A 20,845-nucleotide genomic window follows, 5' to 3' on the forward strand; every position below is an offset into this window, starting at 1 on the left:
ATTAGGCACGCCGCCAGCGTTCGTCCTGAGCCAGGATCAAACTCTCCGATAAAGTAGTTTGACTGACTACGCACATCGCTGTGCGATTTTATAAAAATGAATTAACAGGTACGTTTTGTCTTGTTTAGTTTTCAAAGATCATTATTGCCGCTTAACGAAGCAGCTTTATTACTATAACATTTAGCTTCTTTTAAGTCAACAACTTTTTTAAAAAGTATTTAATGAAGCTTTTAGTTGATGTCGGCTGTTTATCAGCGACGAATAATAATATATCACAGATATTATCAATAGGTCAACATATAATTTAAGCTGTATGTAAAGAGACATTTTATCGGTTATATTCAATTGGCCATGCTCATAAGATGTAACACAGGAAAGATGGACAAGATAAGGAGGCATCATCAGTGAATCACTTCTATGTGTGGCACATTAAACGAGTGAAACAATTTATTATTATACTTATCGCCGCATTCGCAGCAGCCAGCTTTTTTTACATTCAAAGAGCTGTCCCGCTTCCCGTGTTTTCAACTGACACCGGACCTAAAGCCATTTATAAAGGAGAAACGGATTCGAAAGACATCGCACTTACGTTTGATATCAGCTGGGGGGATGAGAAAGCAAAACCCATTCTTGACACCTTGAAAGCGAACGGGATTAAAAACGCAACATTTTTCCTTTCCGCTTCTTGGGCCGAACGCCACCCTGACACAGTGGCACGTATAGTGAAGGATGGCCATCAAATCGGGAGCATGGGGTACGCCTATAAAAACTATGCCAATTTAGAAAGCAGCGAAATAAAAAAGGACATTAACCGTGCCCAAACTTCCTTTGAAAAGTTAGGGATCAAAGACATACAGCTATTAAGACCCCCAACCGGACAATTCAATAAGAATGTTCTAACTGTCGCAAAGCAATACAATTATACAGTTGTTCATTACAGTGTGAACTCTCAAGATTGGACAAATCCAGGGGTTGATAAAATCATCGACAATGTAACCAAGCAAGTTTCCGGAGGAGACATTATTCTTTTACACGCCTCCGACTCGGCAAAACAAACAGAAGAAGCGTTGCCCGATATCATCCACCAGCTGAAAGAAAAAGGATTAAAAAATGTAACCGTAGGTGATCTCATCTCAAATTCAGATGCCAAATCCGCAGAGGTAAAGTAATTACTTTGCTGCGAACTTCGGCAGCATCAGCAGTTGGAAAGCATTACACGCCATTAACGGGAAAAGCATTAAATAAAGCCAGTCCTCATCATTTACTCTTAGCGCAGGGAACCATTCTAATGCGGTAATCACAACCATTAAAAACAACGATGACACAAACGTTTTCTTAGAGGACTGCTTTTGCTTTATATAAGCTGTAATCACTCCAAAGATCAATAAAAACACCGGTAACCACGCATAGCCAGCCAGCGACTCTCCGCTCTCTCCAAAAAATAAAAAACGCACGTACATTAAATCAAAAGCAACAAACAGGATGAAAAACAGCTGAAGCAAGTTCCACAAAGACGAGGACCTTAATATCTCAAGCGCAAACCGGTGAACTGTTAAAAACACGAAAAAACCCATTTGGCTGATCACACTGAAAATCATGCCTACACCGATAAACCAAAATAAAACAGAGAAAATCTGTCCCGCTTCAAAAGCAAGAAACAGTCCCCTATATTCTCCCCATTTTAAAGCAAAACCCACAATACTCGTGATAACCGCTCCGACAGCTAAAATAGAAAAGAAAAAACGAACTAAACCACGGCTTTTCATTTCTTTATTCATCCCCTCAAAAATCGCAAACGGCGATATTTTGTTATGTATAATTCCAAACAGATGAATCATATTAAAAGTAAGACAAGTATGTGAAAGGAGCTTAAGCATGTCAAAAGCCAAAATGCTATTGATGAGCTGTTTTTTGTTATTATCTGTAACAGCTTGCGCTCCAAAAGACCAAGCAGCGGATATGGACTATGATCAGACCAAAAAAATGGTTGTTGATATATTAAAAACTGATGATGGAAAGAAAGCAATTAAGGAATTATTAAACGATGATGCGATGAATGAAGCGCTGGTGATTGACCAAGATGCGATTAAAGGAACAATAGAGAAAACACTTACCTCTAAAAAAGGTGAAGAATTCTGGAAAAACATCTTTGAAGACACTGATTTTGCTCAAGGCTTTGCCAAAACTCTTCAGACAGAGCATGAAAAAGTGATTAAAAAACTGATGAAGGATCCGGATTACCAGAAGATGCTGATGGGCGTTATGCAGGATCCGGGCATGAATAAAAAGTACAGCGAACTGGCAAAAAGCCAAGAATTCCGCAGTTACTTAGAAGAGGTTATTAACGAAACACTTTCTAGTCCGCTTTACAAAAAACAGTTCGAAGATGAGATGAAAAAAGCAGCAAAAGACACTGCCAAAGAAAGTGAATAAAGGGAAAGCCGGGATCTAGAATCCCGGTCCTTTTTTATACTTGCACTGACATTTTTGTAACTATTTTTTTTGCAATGTCCTGATATATTTCTCCGATTGGATGATTTTCATCATAAACAGACGGCGCAAATTGATCCTGATCCCAATCAGGCTGTTTCAACGGGATTCTGCCGAGCAAAGGCACGTGTAGTTCCTCAGCTAGTTTATCTCCCCCGCCTTTTCCAAAGACATATTCTCTTTCTCCTGTCTTTGCACTTTCATAATAAGCCATGTTTTCAATGACACCAACGACCTCATGATCGGTTTTAATCGCCATAGAACCCGCTCTCGCTGCGACAAAAGCAGCTGTTGGGTGCGGCGTCGATACAATGATTTCTTTGCAGCTCGGAAGCATAGTATGTACATCGAGAGCAACGTCCCCCGTCCCAGGCGGAAGATCAAGAACGATATAATCTACTTCTCCCCACTCGACTTCGTGGAAAAAGTTGTTTAGCATTTTACCAAGCATTGGCCCTCTCCATACGACCGGAGCATTTTCTTCTACGAAGAAGCCCATTGACATTACCTTTACCCCAAAGCGTTCAACAGGAAGCAGTTTCTCTCCTTCAATAGTAGGACGCACAGTGATACCCATCATATCCGGCACACTGAAGCCATAAATATCCGCATCAATTAAACCGACCTTTTTCCCAAGACGAGCCAGAGAAATAGCAAGGTTTACTGACACAGTTGATTTGCCTACGCCGCCTTTTCCGCTTGCTACAGCAAGAAAGACTGGTGGGTTATCCATATTTAACAATGTTTTTTTCTCAGCTGACGGCGCCCGGAATTTTGCAACCGTTTCTTCAGGCAGCTCTTCAAATCGAAGGCCGACCGTCTCAGCGCCTGCCCCTTTTAAGATGTTTACGATCTCTTGCTGAATCTGCATTTGTTCTGCAGTTCCGGTTTTTGCAAGAGCGACTTTTACACTAACATGCCGTTTTTCAGGCTTTATTTTAATTTCCTTAACGGCATCCAATTCTCCCAGAGGTCTTTGAAGAAAAGGTTCGCGCATTTCACCGACTAGTTTTCTTACTTCATCTTCTCTTATCATCGAACCTCACCCTTTTGTGTATTCGTTTACAAGCATTATTATATCATACATAAATGGCGGGTGTCTTATGCTTAGAACCATAAGAAAACCCTCCTTTACTCCGGAGGGTCTCCTTTTTCTGTGAAATATCGCAAAATGCCTTTATATATGGAAGATGCCACCTTGTCCTGATATTTCGACTTCCCGAGCAGCCTTGCTTCATTTGGATTGGATAAAAATCCGACTTCTACAAGCGCCCCCGGTTTGGTGACGTTTTGCATTAAGTAGATACCATGAATCCGCTTTGCTTTCCGGGTTGTGTTTTCCAGGTTTCTTCTCAACTCATCCTGAATATATTTCGCGACTTTCTCATTTTCCGCAAATTTTCCGTAATAGAAGCTTTGGGCTCCGCTCCATTTTTGTGACGGAATCGCATTGAGATGAATGCTGATATAGAGTTCAGCCTCTGAATGGTTTATTAATTTAACTCGCTGCCTTAAGTCTTCCGCTTTTCGTCTGCTGTAGCCCTTCGTTCCTTCTGGAGCGAGATCAGTATCACTTTCTCTGGTCATGATGACAAGCGCGCCTTGTTCCTGAAGGTAATCCCTGACTCTAAAGGCCACTTCCAGGGTTACATCCTTCTCTAACAGCTTTCCGCCGACTGCTCCGCCGTCGGGCCCGCCATGACCTGGATCCAGATAAATAATTTTCCCGCTCAAGGGCAGACTCCATGGATTCCAGGAATCGTTATTGCTGAACTGATACTTGAATAGAAATAGTAATACGATGAAGCCTAGCAAAAAACCAAGCCATTTAAGCTTTTTCCTCATCCCTTCCCCTCCCGCTTGTCCGTTACTACATAACTATGGGACAGGGCCGGGAAATATGATTAACGCATGCGAAGCTTACACTGTTTTTCTCTTTGGACAAACCCCTCTGTCCACCAGTCTTTAATGAACTTGTGTGCTGCTTCATAAACCGTGTTTTTATCAAATGTTGCGTATTGCTCGTGTGTCCAATTATAGAGATAATCAAAAAACTCCATACGAAGCTCTTCTTCTTCTCTTGCAGAGCGGGCACTGATGCTTTGCATGGATTCTCCGTAATAGCCGAATATCCCAAAACGCCCGCCTAACAAATAAGCTTCTATCGCAAAATCAATACAGCCTTCGGTAATAATATCTCTTTCATCATGTAGAAATGGGAATAATGGTTCCAAACAGTCCTTAACAGACTGGATAATTTGTCTCAGAGAGAGTTCTTTGAGCAAGTTCTTTTCTAATTCAAAATCCTTTTGGCGTTTCACATCCATAAAAGACAGTACTTCTGCCATACAAATTCACTCTCCTTTTACCGGTTATTTTGAGGTTTGGATGGTGAATCAATGCCCGAATTCGATTGGAAATTCGCCCAAATGAAGGTGCCGAATTGATAAAAAGAAGAGGATGTAGCAGCTTTCTATAGGGTCCAGAACAAATGTTCTGTAAGTGATTATTAAAAAAGCAGCCCCTTTAATAGGTCGCTGCTTTTCATACTTTCACGCTTCTTGTTGCAGAATATGTATGAATATATTGGTCCAATACAAACCCGCCTTTATCTTCGTAAAATCCAGTGACGATAAAACCGGCATCAATCTGGCCCTTGATTTGGTCTTCTAAGGAATGACCGAATTCCAGAGCCTCATTATTTTCCATCAGTTTTTTCACTTTATGTTTTGGAAGATCATCTGAGTCTGCATATGGAATGGAATGTTTTACTTTTAAAATCCCTTGCTGTTCTAATTCTACATCAAACAGAAATACGACTGGATTTACAAAGCCTGAGATTAGAACACCATTTCTTTTCAGCACCCGATGCGCTTCCTTCCAGACTGGGAGGACATCCTCAACAAAAACATTGGCAACAGGATGTACAATGACATCAAATGATTCATCCTTAAATTGGCTGAGATCGTCCATGCTTCCTTTGACAGTATGTATCTTGAGATCATCGCGCTTAGCAACCATTCTATCCTGATCCAGCTGTTTTTCCGAGTTATCTAATACAGTGACATCCGCTCCTGCAGCTGCCAAAATCGGGCCTTGCTGGCCGCCACCTGATGCTAAACAGAGCACTTTCAGCCCGTTGACAGGAGGAAACCAATCCCTTGGTACATCTTTCATTGGAGTTACCCTTATATCCCAATTGCCTGTTTTCGCTTGTTCGATGACATGCTGCTCAACAGCAACAGTCCATTCATTGCCTGTTTCTACTTTTTGATCCCAGGCTTTGCTATTATGGTCTACTAACGCATTCATGAATCGTTCTCCTTACTTTAATGTATAGAGTATAACAAATATTTCTAGATTGATATCGCTTTCCCTTTGTATATTTAGAAAAAAGTTCATAAAAACGCAAAAAAATCACAAAGGAGATATGTGATTTACGTCATCAGATTTACACTTATTTCGTCAAATAGCGTCATTAGCAAAGAGCTATTGTTCCTCCGGGCTATGAAACAGTTGAAGAATCGGCAGGGAGATTTAACAAAGGGGAGACCCGTGGTTAGAATGAGCTGGACTGACGACATAACCATTAAAAACTTTGACCAGATTTCCAAACAATTAACTGGTAGTGACATGAAAGCTATCATGATTATTACAGTGAGAGCGCTTATAAGCAAGCATTTTGCTTAGTCCGTCAAGCTTTGATTTAGTTATTTTACTGTATGCAGAGGTATGAGCATTTTATTAAAATAAAAAAGCTCCCAACACAAGGTCGAGAGCTTTGAAAAACGCAAATTAACGTTTTGAGAACTGAGGTGCACGACGAGCGCCTTTAAGACCGTATTTTTTACGTTCTTTCATACGAGCGTCACGAGTCAGAAGACCTGCGCGTTTAAGTGTTGCACGGTATTCTGGATCTGCTTCAAGCAAAGCACGAGCGATACCATGACGGATTGCTCCAGCTTGACCAGATAAGCCGCCTCCATGTACGTTTACTAAAACATCATAAGTGCCAGCTGTTTCAGTCAAAGTTAATGGTTGTTTGATATCTTCGATTAGAGCTGGAGATGGGATGTGCTCGCTGATTTCACGATTATTAACGACGATACGACCTTCTCCTGGAACTAAGCGCACACGCGCTACAGAACTTTTACGACGGCCAGTACCGTAATATTGAACCTGTGCCAAATTGGTAACCTCCTTTTTAATTAACCGCGAAGTTCGTAAACTTCAGGTTTTTGTGCTTCATGTGGATGCTCAGAACCACGATATACGTTCAATTTTTTGAACATTTGACGACCTAGAGAACCTTTTGGAAGCATGCCTTTGATAGCAAGCTCAAGCATTTTCTCAGGGTAGTTTGTACGCATTTCAAGAGCAGTTCTTGATTTTAATCCGCCTGGATGTTGAGTGTGACGGTAGTAGATTTTGTCAGTTAACTTTTTACCAGTTAACTCGATTTTTTCAGCGTTGATGATGATCACATGATCTCCAGTATCAACGTGTGGTGTGTAAGTTGGTTTGTGTTTTCCGCGAAGGATAGATGCAACTTCTGTAGAAAGACGTCCTAGAGTCTTGCCAGCAGCATCAACAACTAACCACTTGCGTTCAATAGTACTTGCGTTAGCCATAGGTGTTGTACGCATTGAATTTCCCTCCTAAATGATCTGTCATTTTCAATAAACTTCGATTACGTTCTATTTCACAACACAATAAGTTCCGGGGCTTATCGTGGGGTTGAAATACATACCATATGATATCTTATAACTTTATGCAGACTCTGTCAAGAAAATATTACACACCTGGTTTAGTTGTCATAGAAAACGTTCCATAAATATAGCCCGTGCCCCGGCGCTGTGCGCCCTGCCGCTTCGCGATCCTTCGCTTCCAGCATGGATTTCACATCATCAGGAGAAATTTTACCAATACCTGCATCAAGCAAAGTACCCGCAATAATTCTGACCATATTATATAAGAAACCGCTACCTGTGATCCGCATTTGCAGGCCGTCATCTGTCTCAGCCCAATCAAGTTCGTAAATCGTTCTTACCTTGTCTTGCACTTCTGTTTTAACCGCGCAAAAGCTCGTAAAATCATGCGTCCCTAAAAGATGCTTTGCCGCTTCTCTCATGTTCTGCACATTAAGGTGATATGAAAAATGGTAAGCGTAATGCCGTTTAAATACGTCCGGGTGTTTCTCCGTGTATACAAAGTAGCGATATTCTTTTTTCACTGCGCTAAATCGTGCATGGAACCCATCATCCGCAATTTCTGCCTGTTTGACTGCGATATCATCCGGAAGCAGTGCATTTAAAGCATACGGCCATTTCTCTGCCGGGATAGACAGCGGAGTATCAAAATGAATCACCTGTCCGGCTGCATGAACCCCGCTATCTGTTCTTCCTGACGAAACGACCGGAATTCTGTCTTTCGACTTATGCAGGACAGCCAAAGCCTTCTCCAGTTCATCCTGAACCGTTCTTTTGCCCGGCTGCACCTGATATCCATTAAATAAATGTCCGTCATAAGAAATCGTGCATTTCAGTCTCATACAGCACCTCTACGTCCTTAAGAAAAATAACAAAGCAGCCAAAATCATCAAGCTCACAATGACAGAAGTGTCCTTTCCTGTCCATACAAGCTTTCTGTATTTCGTACGTCCCTCTCCGCCTTGATAGCCTCTGGCTTCCATTGCTACAGCAAGCTCTTCGGCGCGTTTGAATGCACTGACGAAGAGAGGGACAAGAAGTGGGACAATAGCCTTCACTCTGTCTTTGACAGGTCCGCTTGTAAAATCAACGCCCCGCGCCATCTGAGCCTTCATGATCCTGTCTGTCTCCTCCATCAAGGTCGGAATAAACCGCAAAGAAATTGACATCATAAGAGCAAGCTCGTGAACAGGAAGCTTTATTTTTTTCAATGGATTCAGCAATTGCTCCATTCCATCGGTAATCTCAATCGGTGTTGTCGTGAGCGTTAATAAGGTTGTCATTAAAATCAAATAGACGAACCTAAGAGAAATGAATATCCCTTGGACCAAACCGCCCTCATAGACTTTGAAAACGCCTAATTGAAAAATAACCGGTCCTTCATGTGTCATTAAAATGTGAAGAAGGAACGTAAAGATGACAATCCAGATGATTGGCTTTAGCCCTTTCATTAAAAAAGAGAAAGGAACTCTTGTTAAAGAAACGACGCCTACAGTAAATAATCCTAGCAATGCATATGTCTGTACATTATTGGCTAGGAATACAATGCAGACAAATAAAAAGATCGTAATGAGTTTTGTTCTGGGATCAAGCCGATGTACAAGTGAAGAGCCCGGTACATACTTGCCGATAATCATGCTGTCCATCATAAGGTCTTCTCTCCCTGAAAAAGAGCACGGATTTCAGCAGCGGCATCTTCAATTGTGAGCATAGGCTCTTTAAATCTGACGCCAAGTGCAGCTTCCAGCTGCCTTTGAAATTTTATCGTTTCCGGAAGATCCAGTCCCCAGCCAGCCATCTCTTCACCTTTTAAAAACAAATCATGCGGACTGCCAGATGCCTGTATCGTTCCTTTATGCATGACGATCATTTCATCAGCGTATGCAGCCGCATCCTCCATGCTATGTGTCACAAGAATCGTCGTCAGGTTTCCTCGTTGATGAAGCTCATAAAACATGTCCATAATCTCTTTTCGCCCTCTTGGGTCCAATCCAGCAGTCGGTTCATCCAAAACAAGCACTTCAGGATCCATTGCAAGTACGCCGGCAATTGCAACTCTGCGCATTTGCCCCCCGCTTAATTCAAAAGGCGATCTGTCCAAAAGCTCTTCTGATAAACCTACAAGCTTCAGCATCTCTCTGGCTTTTTGTTCAGCATCCTCTTTTTTTACACCAAAATTCATCGGTCCAAACGAAATATCTTTAAGAACTGTTTCTTCGAATAATTGATGCTCAGGAAATTGGAAAACGATTCCGACTTTTTTACGAAGGGTTTTCAGCTCTTTATTCTTTTTCCCTGCCTGAATGACAGTACTGCCTAGTGATATCTGTCCCTTCGTCGGCTTCAGAAGACCATTCAAGTGCTGAAGAAGAGTGGACTTGCCAGAGCCTGTATGCCCAATAACGGCCACGTAGCTGCCTTCTTTAATCGATGCATTGATATCATACAGTGCAAGGCGCTCAAACGGCGTCTTCATCTGATAACGATGTTCTACATCTTTGATTGTAATGTCCATAGCTCTTTCACCAGCCCTTCCTGAGTCAAATGATTTTCTTCCAAAGCTAGTCCATTTTCTCTTAAAAGCTGGCTAAGCTGGAATGAGAAGGGTAAATCAAGCCCAATTCGAACAAGTTCTTTATTCAATTTAAAAATCTCTTCAGGCAGTCCTTCGGCATATTTCTTACCGCCATTCATCACAATGATCCTGTCTGCTTTTGCTGCCTCATTCAGGTCATGTGTGATGGAAATGACAGTCGCCATGCCCTGCCCCTTTAAATGTCTTACCGTTTCAAGCACTTCTTCTCGCCCAATCGGGTCAAGCATGGATGTTGCTTCATCTAAGATAATAATATCAGGACGTGCGGCAATAACCCCCGCAATCGCAACTCTCTGCTTTTGGCCTCCGGAGAGATGGTGCGGCTCTTGATCGAGAAAATCTTGCATGTTCACCTGTTTTACTGCCCAGTCTACTCTCTCAATCATTTCTTCCCGCGGTACACCATTGTTTTCTAAACCAAAAGCCACATCATCGCGAACAGTCGTTCCGACAAATTGGTTATCCGGATTTTGAAAGACCATACCTATCTTTTTTCGCACTTCCCAAACCGATTCCTCTGTCAATTGAATCCCGGCAACCTCAATGTTGCCTGATTCAGGAAGGATTAAACCATTCAATGCCCGGGCCAGTGTTGATTTCCCTGAACCGTTATGACCTACAATTGCAAGCCATTCACCCTCATACACCTGCAGGGAGACGCCGTCAAGTGCCCGTCTTTCTGCGTCTTTCCGATATCGAAAAACGATATCCTCTACCGATATCAACTGATTTTGATTCATGGAAAACCGGCCTCCTCTCAGCTCATGCTCTGCTTTTCTCTCTATATAAAAAAGTTGCAGTATCTAAAAAAAGGGCATAGATCCAGTTAGAAACTGTCCCGCCCTTCTTTAGACACACAAAAGTATGTGATTAAACCAATTCGATAATTGCCATTGGTGCTCCGTCACCACGGCGAGGACCAAGCTTCATAATACGTGTGTATCCACCTTGGCGCTCCTCGTAACGAGTTGCAATGTCAGAGAATAATTTTTGAAGTGCATCTTGGTTATTTTCTTCGTTAGCAACCTCGTTGCGGATGTATGCAGCAGCTTGACGGCGAGCGTGAAGATCACCGCGTTTGCCAAGCGTGATCATTTTTTCAACTACAGAGCGAAGTTCTTTCGCACGTGTTTCAGTTGTTTCGATTCTTTCGTTGATGATCAAATCAGTTGTAAGATCACGAAGCATTGCTTTACGCTGTGCACTCGTACGTCCTAGTTTTCTGTATGACATGTGATGTCCCCTCCTTTATTGAAATGCTGTATCTGAATAATAAACACACGAAAATCCTAGTTCACAAGGGAAACTAGTCAATCGTCTTTGCGAAGTCCGAGTCCAAGTTCTTCTAGTTTCGCTTTCACTTCTTCAAGTGATTTCCGTCCTAGATTACGAACTTTCATCATATCTTCTTCCGTCTTGTTCGCAAGCTCTTGAACCGTGTTAATACCCGCACGCTTTAAGCAGTTGTAAGAGCGAACAGAAAGATCCAATTCTTCAATTGTCATTTCAAGAACTTTCTCTTTTTGATCTTCTTCTTTTTCAACCATGATTTCAGCATGCTGAGCTTCGTCAGTTAAACCAACGAATATATTAAGGTGTTCAGTTAAAATCTTTGAACCAAGCGCAATGGCTTCTTTCGGTCCAGTGCTTCCATCAGTCCAAACATCAAGTGTAAGTTTATCATAGTTTGCAACTTGGCCTACACGAGTGTTCTCTACCTGATAAGATACACGAGAAACTGGCGTATAGATAGAATCGATCGGAATCACGCCGATTGGCTGATCGTCTCTCTTGTTTGCATCAGCAGGCGTATATCCACGTCCTCTTTGAGCAGTAAGGCGAACTCGGAAACTCGCATTCTCGCCAAGAGTCGCGATATGAAGATCAGGATTTAAGATCTCTACATCACTATCGTGTGTAATATCAGCTGCCGTTACAGTTCCTTCGCCCTGTACATCAATTTCTAGCGTCTTCTCTTCATCAGAGTAGATTTTCAATGCAAGCTTTTTAATGTGTAAGATAATCGTTGTAACATCTTCCACAACGCCTTCAATTGTCGAGAATTCGTGCAGTACACCATCTATCTGGATTGATGTTACAGCGGCACCAGGGAGTGAGGATAAGAGGATACGACGTAAGGAGTTACCCAGAGTTGTACCATATCCACGCTCAAGTGGCTCTACGACAAACTTACCAAATTTGGCATCGTCGCTGATTTCAACCGTTTCGATTTTTGGTTTTTCAATCTCGATCATTACTTAAAACCCTCCTTCAAAACGTCGAAACCTCGAATAGAATCATATGAGATTCCATCCGAAATTCCCCATTGTTTAGTCCCGTATGTGCTCAGGCAACGAGTCGGTGCATTCGTTTCATAAATAACTGTATCATAACCCATTATTGACAGGGACACAAAATCTATACAAACAAATTACACGCGGCGACGTTTTGGTGGACGGCATCCGTTATGAGGAACAGGAGTTACGTCTCTGATAGCAGTGACTTCTAGTCCAGCAGCTTGAAGTGCACGGATTGCAGCTTCACGACCTGAACCAGGGCCTTTAACAGTAACCTCAAGAGTTTTAAGACCATGTTCGATTGAACCTTTAGCAGCTGTTTCTGCAGCCATTTGCGCAGCAAAAGGAGTAGATTTACGAGAACCTCTGAATCCTAGAGCTCCGGCACTAGACCAAGAAAGAGCATTACCATGAGTGTCAGTGATCGTAACGATCGTGTTATTGAAAGTTGAACGAATATGAGCAATTCCAGACTCAACATTCTTTTTTACGCGACGTTTACGCGTGTTAGATTTACGAGCAGCAGCCATTGTTTAGGTACCTCCCTTACTTATTTTTTCTTATTAGCTACAGTACGACGCGGACCTTTACGAGTACGCGCGTTGTTTTTAGAGTTTTGTCCGCGAACAGGTAATCCTCTGCGATGACGGATTCCGCGGTAGCTTCCGATTTCGATCAGACGCTTAATGTTAAGAGAAACTTCACGGCGAAGGTCACCTTCTACTTTCAGTTTATCAATAACATCACGGATTTTACCAAGTTCTTCTTCAGTAAGATCACGCACACGAGTATCTTCTGAAACACCAGCCTCTTTCAAGACTTGCTGAGCCGTTGTGCGGCCAATTCCGAAGACATATGTTAAAGAAATAACAACACGTTTGTCACGTGGGATATCTACACCAGCAATACGAGCCATTCTCTGGGCACCTCCTTATAAATTATCCTTGTTTTTGTTTATGCTTTGGATTTTCACAGATCACCATTACTTTTCCTTTTCTGCGAATAACTTTACATTTTTCGCAGATTGGTTTAACTGATGGTCTCACTTTCATGTGTTTCCAACCTCCTTCAGTTTCCGGAGTGCTTTATTTGTAACGGTACGTAATCCTGCCACGAGTTAAGTCATATGGAGATAATTCTACCGTAACTTTGTCTCCAGGTAAAATGCGAATGAAGTGCATGCGGATTTTACCAGATACGTGAGCCAAAACAGTGTGGCCATTTTCAAGTTCAACTTTGAACATCGCGTTTGGCAGTGTTTCGACTATCGTACCTTCCACTTCAATTACATCGTCTTTCGCCATTCAAGTGTTCTCCCTTCTTCAAATCAGTAACTTGCTTTCTGACAAATTTCAAAAGAAGTTTGTCACACGCCCTGTTTCGTTTATACTGTTCTGAACTTCCGGAGATACGCAATCATAAAGGGTTAAATGATTGATATTCTTTTTCTTAGGAGAATGTAATGTACGCTTTTCTCCGTCTGCTGTTAGTACATTGATGATGGTCAACAATCCCAATGACAACGACAAGATGAATTCGGTCCTGCCAATGTTCATCCAAACTTTCTGCCCTATCAAGCCGGAAAAACATCTGTCTTCGAAATTATTTCATCATCTAGACTCTCGTCAGTATATCAAAACCCGTTTCCGTAATCGCAATCGTATGTTCAAAATGAGCACACTTTTTCCCATCTACCGTTACAACCGTCCAGTTATCAGCCAATGTTTTCACGTAGCGGCTGCCAGCGTTCACCATAGGTTCAATAGCGAGAACCATGCCAGGTTTAAGCCGTGGTCCTTTGTTGGGCGGACCGTAATGAGGAATTTGCGGGTCCTCATGCAAGTCTTGACCAACACCATGTCCGACATACTCCCTAACAACTGAAAACTGCTCATTTTCGACATACGTTTGTATTGCGTGGGAAATATTCGACAAACGTTCACCTGGTTTTGCTTCCTGCAAGCCTTTATATAAAGACTCCTCTGTTACTTCCAGAAGTTTTTTGTCATCATCGCTGATGTTTCCTACCGGATATGTCCATGCAGAGTCACCATGATAACCATTTAATTTAGCACCGATATCAATACTGATGATGTCACCGTCCTTCAGCACCCTGCTACCAGGAATGCCGTGAACGAGTTCTTCATTAACTGATACGCAAATGCTCCCGCGAAACCCATTATACCCCTTAAAAGATGGGATTGCACCCTGCTTCTTAATAAAACGTTCGGCAATTTGATCCAATTCTTTTGTCGAGATTCCTGGTTTAATGTGCTTTTTTAACTCTTCATGAGTTAAAGCCACGATTCGCCCTGCTTCCCGCATGATACCAAGTTCACGTGGGGTTTTACAGATAATCATTTTTTTAATCCTCCAAGAAGATCCTTCACATCTGCATAAACGTCTTGAATGTCCTGTTGGCCATTCACGTTTGCAAGATAACCTTTCTCAGAATAGAAATCGAGTAAAGGCTGAGTTTGCTTCATGTTTACCTCAAGCCGTTTAGAGACGGTTTCCTCATTATCATCTGCCCGTTGATAGAGTTCGCCTCCGTCTTTATCACAAACACCCGGCGTTTTCGGCGGATTAAAGACTAAATGATAGGTTGTGCCGCAAACACTGCAAATTCTGCGTCCAGTCAGACGTTCCATCAGAACATCTTTGTCGACTTCAATGTTAATGACATAATCAATCGGCTTGCCGTATTCCTCAAGAATTTCTTCAAGAGCTTCGGCTTGAGCGACTGTTCGCGGAAATCCGTCCAGAAGAAAACCTCTTTCACAATCGTCTTTGCCAAGTCTTTCTTTTACAATTCCGATTGTGACTTCATCAGGTACGAGCTCTCCCTTATCAATATAAGATTTTGCTTCGAGTCCGAGTGGTGTTTCTTCTTTCATAGCAGCACGGAACATATCTCCTGTTGAGATATGAGGAATCCCATAATCCTCAACAATTCGTTCGCCCTGTGTACCTTTACCGGCACCAGGAAGCCCCATTAAGACTAAGTTCATTCGGATTTCCCCCGTCCTCTCTTTATTAAGAGGGAATGGATAAATCCATTTCCTCTAGTTTTTCATAAATCCACGGTAGTTTCGTTTCACCAACTGGCTTTCTAGTTGTTTCATTGTCTCCAAGGCTACCCCGACAACAATTAACAAAGATGTTCCGCCAATTTGTGCACTTTGAGGCAATCCAGCGAATTGAATGAAAAAGATAGGAAGAATGGAAATCACGGCTAAGAATATAGAACCCACAAACGTAAGTCGATACAAAATGCTCGTAATTCTATCTTGAGTCATTTTCCCTGGACGAACCCCCGGGATATAGCCACCCTGTTTTTTAAGGTTATCAGCCATTTGTTCAGGATTGACCTGTACAAAAGCATAAAAGTACGTAAAGGCAATAATCAACGCAACATATATCGCCATACCCACCGGATGCGTATTATCAAAGTAGTTTTGAATCCACTTTGTCACATCGTTTGTTCCAAAGAATGACGCGATCGTCCGCGGCGTTATCAAAAACGCAACCGCAAAGATTACCGGAATAACCCCTGCAGGATTCACTTTCAATGGAAGGTGTGTAGACTGACCTCCGCCAGCAGGTGAACGACCTGTGCCTTTAGCATATTGAATCGCAATTTTCCGTACGGCTTGCTGAATGAAAATAACTCCAACAATAACTGCTAAAATCGCAATCACAAGAAGTGCGACTTTCACAATATGAATAAACAACTGATCGTTGCTGCCGACAAATTGAGTCTCATATATTTGTCCAATTGTTTTAGGAATACTAGCCACAATCCCCGCGAAGATAATGATCGATATTCCGTTGCCTACTCCATGAGACGTAATTTGTTCTCCAAGCCACATTAAAAAGGCAGTTCCGCCAGTGAGTACTAAAGCAATGATGAGATATGTCGATATACCAGATTTTTCGATCAGCATACCGTTTGCCAGATTGTTGAATCCGTAAGACATACCTAACGCCTGGATGAAACCAAGCACAATCGTAAAGTACCTTGTGAACTGAGCTAATTTACGGCGGCCAACTTCACCTTGCTTAGACCACTCGGTAAACTTCGGCACAACATCCATCTGAAGAAGCTGAATGATGATCGAAGCAGTGATATAAGGAGTAATTCCCATTGCAAAAATGGAAAATTGGTAAAGCGCACCGCCGCCAAATGTATTAAGGAGATCAAAAACGCCCATTTGAGACTGTGCCTGTAACACTTCAGCGTTAACATAAGGCACAGGAATAAACGCACCTATGCGAAAGACGATAAGCATGAGTAAAGTGAATATGATTTTATTCCTGATATCACTCACACGCATAAAGTTGGAGATTGTTTTAAACAAGTTAGATCACCTCAGCTGTACCGCCAGCAGCTTCAACAGCTTCTTTCGCAGAAGCAGAGAATTTATTGGCTTTTACAGTTAATTTTTTCTCTAATTTACCGTTGCCAAGAATCTTTACTCCTGCATTAAGTTTGCTAATAACACCAGTCTCAAGAAGAAGTTCAGGAGTGACTTCCGTTCCTTCTGCAAAACCGTTCAATTTGTCTAGGTTGACTACAGCGTATTCCTTGCGGTTGATGTTAGTGAAACCGCGTTTAGGAAGACGTTGGAATAAAGGCATTTGTCCCCCCTCGAATCCAGGGCGTACACCGCCGCCAGAACGAGCGTTTTGACCTTTGTGACCTTTACCAGCTGTTTTACCGTTGCCAGAACCAATACCACGACCTACGCGATTACGCGTTTTGCGTGAACCTTCTGAAGGTTTTAATTCATGAAGTTTCATTAGGACACCTCCTTATCCGATCAATTATTTTTATTGTTCTTTAACAGAAACTAAATGAGATACTTTATTAATCATACCACGGATCGCAGCGTTGTCTTCATGAACAACAGTTTGGTTTGTTTTCTTTAAACCAAGTGTTCTGACAGTAACGCGTTGATCTTCCGGGCGACCGATTACACTTCGTTTGAGGGTAATTTCTAATTTAGCCATTAATATTCCCTCCTTATCCTAACAGTTCTTCTACAGATTTTCCACGAAGCTTCGCAACCTCTTCAGCACGCTTAAGTTCACTTAAGCCTTGAAGTGTTGCACGAATCATGTTGATCGGTGTGTTAGAACCTAAAGACTTAGAAAGGATATCAGCTACACCAGCAAGCTCAAGTACCGCACGTACAGGGCCTCCAGCGATAACTCCAGTACCTTCAGAAGCAGGTTTTAACAAGATGTTACCTGCACCGAAACGTCCGATGATTTCGTGTGGAATTGTAGTTCCAACCATTGGTACTTCAATCAAATTCTTTTTCGCATCTTCAACAGCTTTGCGGATCGCTTCTGGTACTTCTTGTGCTTTACCAGTACCGAATCCTACGTGTCCGTTTTTGTCACCGACAACGACTAGAGCTGCGAAGCGGAAACGACGACCACCTTTAACAACTTTCGCTACGCGGTTAACCGTAACTAAGCGTTCTTCTAACTCTAATTTGCTTGGGTCAATACGACGCATAATCATGTGTCCCTCCTTCTTTTATTAAAATTTAAGTCCAGCTTCACGAGCGGCATCAGCCAAAGCTTTTACACGTCCATGGTATAAGTATCCGCCACGGTCAAATACTACGTCAGAAATGCCTTTTTCAGCAGCACGTTTTGCAACTAATTCTCCAACTTTAGTAGCAGCAGAAGTATCTCCAGTGCTTTCAACGTTCAAGTCTTTATCGAGAGTAGATGCACTAGCAAGTGTAACACCATTTACATCATCGATGATTTGAGCGTAAATGTGCTTGTTAGAACGGAAAACGTTCAGGCGCGGTCTTTCAGCAGTACCGGAAAGTTTAGCGCGAACACGAGCGTGTCTTTTAAGACGAGCAGCATTTTTGCTAGTTTTCGTAATCATCTAGGTCACTCCTTTCTTCACTTTAAGCGATCTTACTTAGCAGATTTACCTTCTTTACGGCGAACAACTTCACCTTCGTAGCGGATTCCTTTACCTTTGTAAGGCTCTGGAGAACGGACAGCACGGATGTTAGCAGCGATAGCTCCTACACGTTCTTTGTCTGTACCTTTTACAACTACTTTAGTTTGAGAAGGAACTTCGATTTCGATGCCTTCTTCAGGAACGATCTCAACAGGGTGAGAGTATCCAACGTTTAAAACAAGTTTATTTCCGGATTTAGACGCACGGTAACCGACACCGACTAATTCCAAACCTCTTTCAAATCCTTTAGATACACCTTCAACCATGTTGCCAAGCAGACTGCGCGTCGTACCATGCAAAGCACGGTGCTCTTTTTGATCAGAAGGACGAGTGACTGTAAGCACATTGTCCTCTACTTTAATCTCCATATCAGGGTGAAACGTACGAGTTAATTCTCCTTTTGGTCCTTTCACAGCTACAGTATTGTCATCATTTAACGTTACTGTAACATCAGAAGGAATCTCAAGTAGCTTCTTACCTACACGAGACATACCAAACACCTCCATTCATGTTAAACTTCTTACCAAACGTATGCTAGAACTTCTCCACCAGCTTGTTTTGCACGGGCTTCTTTGTCCGTTAAAACACCTTGTGATGTAGAAAGGATCGCGATTCCAAGACCGTTAAGTACGCGAGGTACTTCATTAGATTTAGCATAAACACGCAAACCAGGCTTGCTGATTCTTTTAAGACCAGTGATAACGCGCTCGTTGTTTTGTCCGTATTTCAAGAAAACGCGGATGATACCTTGTTTGCTGTCTTCTACGAACTCAACGTCACGAATGAAACCTTCACGCTTTAAAATTTCAGCAATTTCTCTTTTCAATTTAGAAGCAGGAATTTCAAGCTTCTCATGACGTACCATGTTTGCATTGCGAATACGAGTTAGCATATCTGCAATTGGATCTGTCATAACCATTATATAATTACCTCCTTCCCTTTCTTGGGGATTACCAGCTGGCTTTTTTCACGCCAGGAATTTGTCCTTTATATGCAAGCTCACGGAAACAAATACGGCAAAGTTTAAATTTACGAATGACTGAATGCGGACGTCCGCAGCGTTCACAGCGTGTGTACTCTTGTACTTTAAACTTTGGTGTACGTTGTTGTTTCGCAATCATAGACTTTTTAGCCACGATTTCGCCTCCCTTTCATTGATTATTTCTGGAACGGCATACCTACTTGAGTTAATAGCTCACGAGCTTCTTCGTCAGTATTAGCAGTTGTTACGATAACGATGTCCATTCCGCGAACCTTTGTTACTTTATCGTAGTCAATTTCAGGGAAGATTAACTGTTCTTTGATACCAAGTGTGTAGTTACCGCGACCGTCGAAAGATTTTTTAGAAACCCCGCGGAAGTCACGTACACGCGGTAAAGATACAGAAATAAGTTTATCAAGGAAATCATACATGCGCTCTCCGCGAAGAGTTACTTTCGCACCGATAGGCATTCCCTCACGAAGACGGAATCCAGCAATTGATTTCTTCGCACGAGTAACGACAGGTTTTTGACCTGCGATAAACGTTAATTCTTCAACAGCACTGTCGATTGCTTTCGCGTTTTGAACAGCGTCACCAACACCCATGTTGATTACGATTTTTTCGATTTTAGGCACTTGCATGACAGAATCATAGTTGAACTTTGTCATTAAAGCAGGTGCAATTTCTTTATTGTACTTTTCTTTAAGGCGGTTCATGAGATAGACCTCCCTTCCTTTTAATACTATTTATCTAGAACTTGCCCAGATTTTTTTGCTACACGAACTTTTTTGCCATCTTCCACTTTGTATCCTACGCGAGTCACTTCACCTGTTTTAGGATCGAGCGGCATAACGTTTGATACATGAATTGGCGCCTCTTGATTAGAAATACCGCCTTGAGGGTTAGCTTGAGTTGGTTTAGAGTGTTTCTTCACCATGTTCACACCTTCAACTAAAACGCGGTCCTTTTTAGGGAAAGCAGCAAGGATTGTTCCTTGTTTGCCTTTATCTTTACCAGAGATAACCATTACTTTATCGCCTTTTTTAACATGCATCCTGATCGCACCTCCTTGACTAAGGCATTTATTTCATTAGATAACTTCTGGAGCTAGAGAAACAATTTTCATAAAGTTGTTTTCACGCAATTCACGAGCAACTGGTCCGAAGATACGAGTTCCGCGTGGGCTCTTGTCGTCACGGATGATAACACATGCATTCTCATCGAAGCTGATGTATGAACCGTCACTTCTGCGCGCTCCGCTTTTAGTGCGAACGATAACAGCTTTTACGACTTCACCTTTTTTGACAACGCCTCCTGGTGTTGCTTGTTTAACCGTGCAAACAATTACATCACCAATGTTAGCTGTTTTACGTCCAGAACCACCAAGAACTTTAATAGTAAGTACTTCACGTGCGCCAGAGTTGTCAGCTACTTTTAAACGAGTCTCTTGTTGAATCATTATTTGTTACCTCCCTTCGGAAAAAGAATTCCGAACTTTATTAGATAATAACAGCTTCTTCGACAACTTCAACTAGACGGAAACGCTTAGTTGCAGACAATGGACGAGTTTCCATGATCTTTACGATGTCGCCAATTTTAGCTTGATTATTTTCATCATGTGCTTTGAATTTTTTTGAGTATTTTACGCGTTTACCGTAAAGTGTATGTTTTTTGTATGTTTCAACAACAACAGTGATGGTTTTATCCATTTTGTCAGAAACAACACGGCCTTGGTAAACTTTGCGCTGGTTACGTTCGCTCATGCTCACGACCTCC

At 42.1% G+C, this 20,845-nt stretch carries 33 protein-coding genes and 1 pseudogene; 2 read left to right on the forward strand and 32 right to left on the reverse strand.

The window, feature by feature from the left end:
- Window positions 1-404 precede the first annotated feature (404 nt).
- Window positions 405-1,169, forward strand: coding sequence for a polysaccharide deacetylase family sporulation protein PdaB (gene pdaB / locus Q5C82_RS18790; protein ID WP_003225861.1), 765 nt, complete (start codon window positions 405-407; stop codon window positions 1,167-1,169).
- Here the strand turns inward: pdaB and kbaA are convergent, their stop codons facing one another.
- Entirely contained in the window at window positions 1,170-1,766 is a 597-nt protein-coding gene (gene kbaA, locus Q5C82_RS18795; protein ID WP_003225859.1) for a KinB-signaling pathway activation protein, read from the reverse strand.
- 109 nt (window positions 1,767-1,875) lie between these two features.
- Here kbaA and gerD point away from each other — a divergent pair, with 109 nt between their 5' ends.
- On the forward strand, window positions 1,876-2,433 hold the full coding sequence (gene gerD, locus Q5C82_RS18800; RefSeq protein WP_003225857.1) for a spore germination lipoprotein GerD: 558 nt from the start codon (window positions 1,876-1,878) through the stop codon (window positions 2,431-2,433).
- A gap of 34 nt (window positions 2,434-2,467) precedes the next feature.
- Here gerD and salA read toward each other — a convergent pair whose 3' ends face one another.
- The 31 genes and pseudogenes from salA to rpsQ form a co-directional block, all read right to left on the reverse strand.
- Window positions 2,468-3,526, reverse strand: a complete 1,059-nt coding sequence (gene salA / locus Q5C82_RS18805; RefSeq protein ID WP_003225855.1) for an iron-sulfur carrier protein/transcriptional regulator SalA — start codon at window positions 3,524-3,526, stop codon at window positions 2,468-2,470.
- A 95-nt stretch (window positions 3,527-3,621) separates the two neighbouring features.
- Window positions 3,622-4,335, reverse strand: coding sequence for an N-acetylmuramoyl-L-alanine amidase CwlD (gene cwlD, locus Q5C82_RS18810; protein ID WP_003225854.1), 714 nt, complete (start codon window positions 4,333-4,335; stop codon window positions 3,622-3,624).
- A gap of 59 nt (window positions 4,336-4,394) precedes the next feature.
- Window positions 4,395-4,838: a YbaK family protein gene (locus Q5C82_RS18815; RefSeq protein WP_003225852.1), complete on the reverse strand. Its 444-nt coding sequence runs from the start codon at window positions 4,836-4,838 to the stop codon at window positions 4,395-4,397.
- A gap of 196 nt (window positions 4,839-5,034) precedes the next feature.
- Window positions 5,035-5,802 (reverse strand): class I SAM-dependent methyltransferase, encoded by a 768-nt coding sequence (locus tag Q5C82_RS18820; RefSeq protein ID WP_003225850.1) that lies wholly within the window; start codon window positions 5,800-5,802, stop codon window positions 5,035-5,037.
- 483 nt (window positions 5,803-6,285) lie between these two features.
- Window positions 6,286-6,678 carry a 30S ribosomal protein S9 gene (gene rpsI / locus Q5C82_RS18825; protein WP_003225846.1) on the reverse strand — a complete coding sequence of 131 codons (393 nt, stop codon included), beginning with the start codon at window positions 6,676-6,678 and terminating at the stop codon, window positions 6,286-6,288.
- 20 nt (window positions 6,679-6,698) lie between these two features.
- Window positions 6,699-7,136: a 50S ribosomal protein L13 gene (gene rplM, locus Q5C82_RS18830; RefSeq protein ID WP_003225844.1), complete on the reverse strand. Its 438-nt coding sequence runs from the start codon at window positions 7,134-7,136 to the stop codon at window positions 6,699-6,701.
- Between the two features lie 161 nt (window positions 7,137-7,297).
- The gene (gene truA / locus Q5C82_RS18835) at window positions 7,298-8,041 is read right to left on the reverse strand and encodes a tRNA pseudouridine(38-40) synthase TruA (RefSeq protein WP_003225843.1); all 744 of its coding nucleotides are present in this window, start codon (window positions 8,039-8,041) and stop codon (window positions 7,298-7,300) included.
- A gap of 9 nt (window positions 8,042-8,050) precedes the next feature.
- Window positions 8,051-8,848 (reverse strand): energy-coupling factor transporter transmembrane protein EcfT, encoded by a 798-nt coding sequence (locus Q5C82_RS18840; RefSeq protein WP_003225841.1) that lies wholly within the window; start codon window positions 8,846-8,848, stop codon window positions 8,051-8,053.
- Window positions 8,845-9,714: an energy-coupling factor ABC transporter ATP-binding protein gene (locus Q5C82_RS18845; RefSeq protein ID WP_003225839.1), complete on the reverse strand. Its 870-nt coding sequence runs from the start codon at window positions 9,712-9,714 to the stop codon at window positions 8,845-8,847. The genes Q5C82_RS18840 and Q5C82_RS18845 overlap by 4 nt, the downstream gene beginning before the upstream one ends.
- A complete protein-coding gene (locus Q5C82_RS18850) occupies window positions 9,690-10,535 on the reverse strand; it encodes an energy-coupling factor ABC transporter ATP-binding protein (protein ID WP_003225838.1) in 846 nt (281 codons plus the stop codon). The genes Q5C82_RS18845 and Q5C82_RS18850 overlap by 25 nt, the downstream gene beginning before the upstream one ends.
- A 130-nt stretch (window positions 10,536-10,665) precedes the next feature.
- Complete coding sequence (gene rplQ, locus Q5C82_RS18855) at window positions 10,666-11,028, reverse strand: 50S ribosomal protein L17 (RefSeq protein ID WP_003225836.1); 363 nt, start codon at window positions 11,026-11,028, stop codon at window positions 10,666-10,668.
- 77 nt (window positions 11,029-11,105) lie between these two features.
- On the reverse strand, window positions 11,106-12,050 hold the full coding sequence (locus Q5C82_RS18860) for a DNA-directed RNA polymerase subunit alpha (RefSeq protein ID WP_003225835.1): 945 nt from the start codon (window positions 12,048-12,050) through the stop codon (window positions 11,106-11,108).
- A gap of 176 nt (window positions 12,051-12,226) precedes the next feature.
- Window positions 12,227-12,622, reverse strand: a complete 396-nt coding sequence (gene rpsK / locus Q5C82_RS18865) for a 30S ribosomal protein S11 (protein WP_003225831.1) — start codon at window positions 12,620-12,622, stop codon at window positions 12,227-12,229.
- A gap of 20 nt (window positions 12,623-12,642) precedes the next feature.
- Window positions 12,643-13,008: a 30S ribosomal protein S13 gene (gene rpsM / locus Q5C82_RS18870; RefSeq protein WP_003156545.1), complete on the reverse strand. Its 366-nt coding sequence runs from the start codon at window positions 13,006-13,008 to the stop codon at window positions 12,643-12,645.
- A gap of 22 nt (window positions 13,009-13,030) precedes the next feature.
- The gene (gene rpmJ, locus Q5C82_RS18875) at window positions 13,031-13,144 is read right to left on the reverse strand and encodes a 50S ribosomal protein L36 (RefSeq protein ID WP_003156543.1); all 114 of its coding nucleotides are present in this window, start codon (window positions 13,142-13,144) and stop codon (window positions 13,031-13,033) included.
- Between the two features lie 33 nt (window positions 13,145-13,177).
- Window positions 13,178-13,396 (reverse strand): translation initiation factor IF-1, encoded by a 219-nt coding sequence (infA, locus tag Q5C82_RS18880; protein WP_003156508.1) that lies wholly within the window; start codon window positions 13,394-13,396, stop codon window positions 13,178-13,180.
- A pseudogene (locus Q5C82_RS20530) lies at window positions 13,374-13,616 on the reverse strand (RNA-binding protein); the annotation flags it as partial. The pseudogene Q5C82_RS20530 and the gene infA, both read right to left, overlap by 23 nt.
- 90 nt (window positions 13,617-13,706) lie before the next feature.
- Window positions 13,707-14,453 carry a type I methionyl aminopeptidase gene (map, locus tag Q5C82_RS18885; RefSeq protein ID WP_003225828.1) on the reverse strand — a complete coding sequence of 249 codons (747 nt, stop codon included), beginning with the start codon at window positions 14,451-14,453 and terminating at the stop codon, window positions 13,707-13,709.
- Entirely contained in the window at window positions 14,450-15,103 is a 654-nt protein-coding gene (locus Q5C82_RS18890) for an adenylate kinase (protein WP_003225823.1), read from the reverse strand. The genes map and Q5C82_RS18890 overlap by 4 nt, the downstream gene beginning before the upstream one ends.
- 54 nt (window positions 15,104-15,157) lie before the next feature.
- The gene (secY, locus tag Q5C82_RS18895; protein WP_003225821.1) at window positions 15,158-16,453 is read right to left on the reverse strand and encodes a preprotein translocase subunit SecY; all 1,296 of its coding nucleotides are present in this window, start codon (window positions 16,451-16,453) and stop codon (window positions 15,158-15,160) included.
- A gap of 1 nt (window position 16,454) precedes the next feature.
- On the reverse strand, window positions 16,455-16,895 hold the full coding sequence (gene rplO / locus Q5C82_RS18900) for a 50S ribosomal protein L15 (protein ID WP_003225819.1): 441 nt from the start codon (window positions 16,893-16,895) through the stop codon (window positions 16,455-16,457).
- 30 nt (window positions 16,896-16,925) lie between these two features.
- Complete coding sequence (rpmD, locus tag Q5C82_RS18905; RefSeq protein ID WP_003156497.1) at window positions 16,926-17,105, reverse strand: 50S ribosomal protein L30; 180 nt, start codon at window positions 17,103-17,105, stop codon at window positions 16,926-16,928.
- A gap of 13 nt (window positions 17,106-17,118) precedes the next feature.
- Window positions 17,119-17,619 carry a 30S ribosomal protein S5 gene (gene rpsE / locus Q5C82_RS18910; RefSeq protein ID WP_003156493.1) on the reverse strand — a complete coding sequence of 167 codons (501 nt, stop codon included), beginning with the start codon at window positions 17,617-17,619 and terminating at the stop codon, window positions 17,119-17,121.
- 24 nt (window positions 17,620-17,643) lie between these two features.
- Entirely contained in the window at window positions 17,644-18,006 is a 363-nt protein-coding gene (rplR, locus tag Q5C82_RS18915) for a 50S ribosomal protein L18 (RefSeq protein ID WP_003225816.1), read from the reverse strand.
- 32 nt (window positions 18,007-18,038) lie between these two features.
- On the reverse strand, window positions 18,039-18,578 hold the full coding sequence (rplF, locus tag Q5C82_RS18920) for a 50S ribosomal protein L6 (protein ID WP_003225814.1): 540 nt from the start codon (window positions 18,576-18,578) through the stop codon (window positions 18,039-18,041).
- Between the two features lie 29 nt (window positions 18,579-18,607).
- On the reverse strand, window positions 18,608-19,006 hold the full coding sequence (gene rpsH / locus Q5C82_RS18925; protein WP_003225812.1) for a 30S ribosomal protein S8: 399 nt from the start codon (window positions 19,004-19,006) through the stop codon (window positions 18,608-18,610).
- A 31-nt stretch (window positions 19,007-19,037) separates the two neighbouring features.
- A complete protein-coding gene (gene rpsN / locus Q5C82_RS18930; protein ID WP_003156488.1) occupies window positions 19,038-19,223 on the reverse strand; it encodes a 30S ribosomal protein S14 in 186 nt (61 codons plus the stop codon).
- Between the two features lie 22 nt (window positions 19,224-19,245).
- Complete coding sequence (gene rplE, locus Q5C82_RS18935; RefSeq protein ID WP_003225809.1) at window positions 19,246-19,785, reverse strand: 50S ribosomal protein L5; 540 nt, start codon at window positions 19,783-19,785, stop codon at window positions 19,246-19,248.
- A 26-nt stretch (window positions 19,786-19,811) separates the two neighbouring features.
- Window positions 19,812-20,123 carry a 50S ribosomal protein L24 gene (gene rplX, locus Q5C82_RS18940; protein WP_003156486.1) on the reverse strand — a complete coding sequence of 104 codons (312 nt, stop codon included), beginning with the start codon at window positions 20,121-20,123 and terminating at the stop codon, window positions 19,812-19,814.
- A gap of 36 nt (window positions 20,124-20,159) precedes the next feature.
- The gene (gene rplN / locus Q5C82_RS18945; RefSeq protein WP_003225805.1) at window positions 20,160-20,528 is read right to left on the reverse strand and encodes a 50S ribosomal protein L14; all 369 of its coding nucleotides are present in this window, start codon (window positions 20,526-20,528) and stop codon (window positions 20,160-20,162) included.
- Between the two features lie 40 nt (window positions 20,529-20,568).
- On the reverse strand, window positions 20,569-20,832 hold the full coding sequence (rpsQ, locus tag Q5C82_RS18950; RefSeq protein ID WP_003225804.1) for a 30S ribosomal protein S17: 264 nt from the start codon (window positions 20,830-20,832) through the stop codon (window positions 20,569-20,571).
- Between the last annotated feature and the right edge of the window lie 13 nt (window positions 20,833-20,845).

Source organism: uncultured Bacillus sp. (genome assembly GCF_958411575.1).
Classification (GTDB): Bacteria; Bacillota; Bacilli; order Bacillales; family Bacillaceae; genus Bacillus; species Bacillus spizizenii.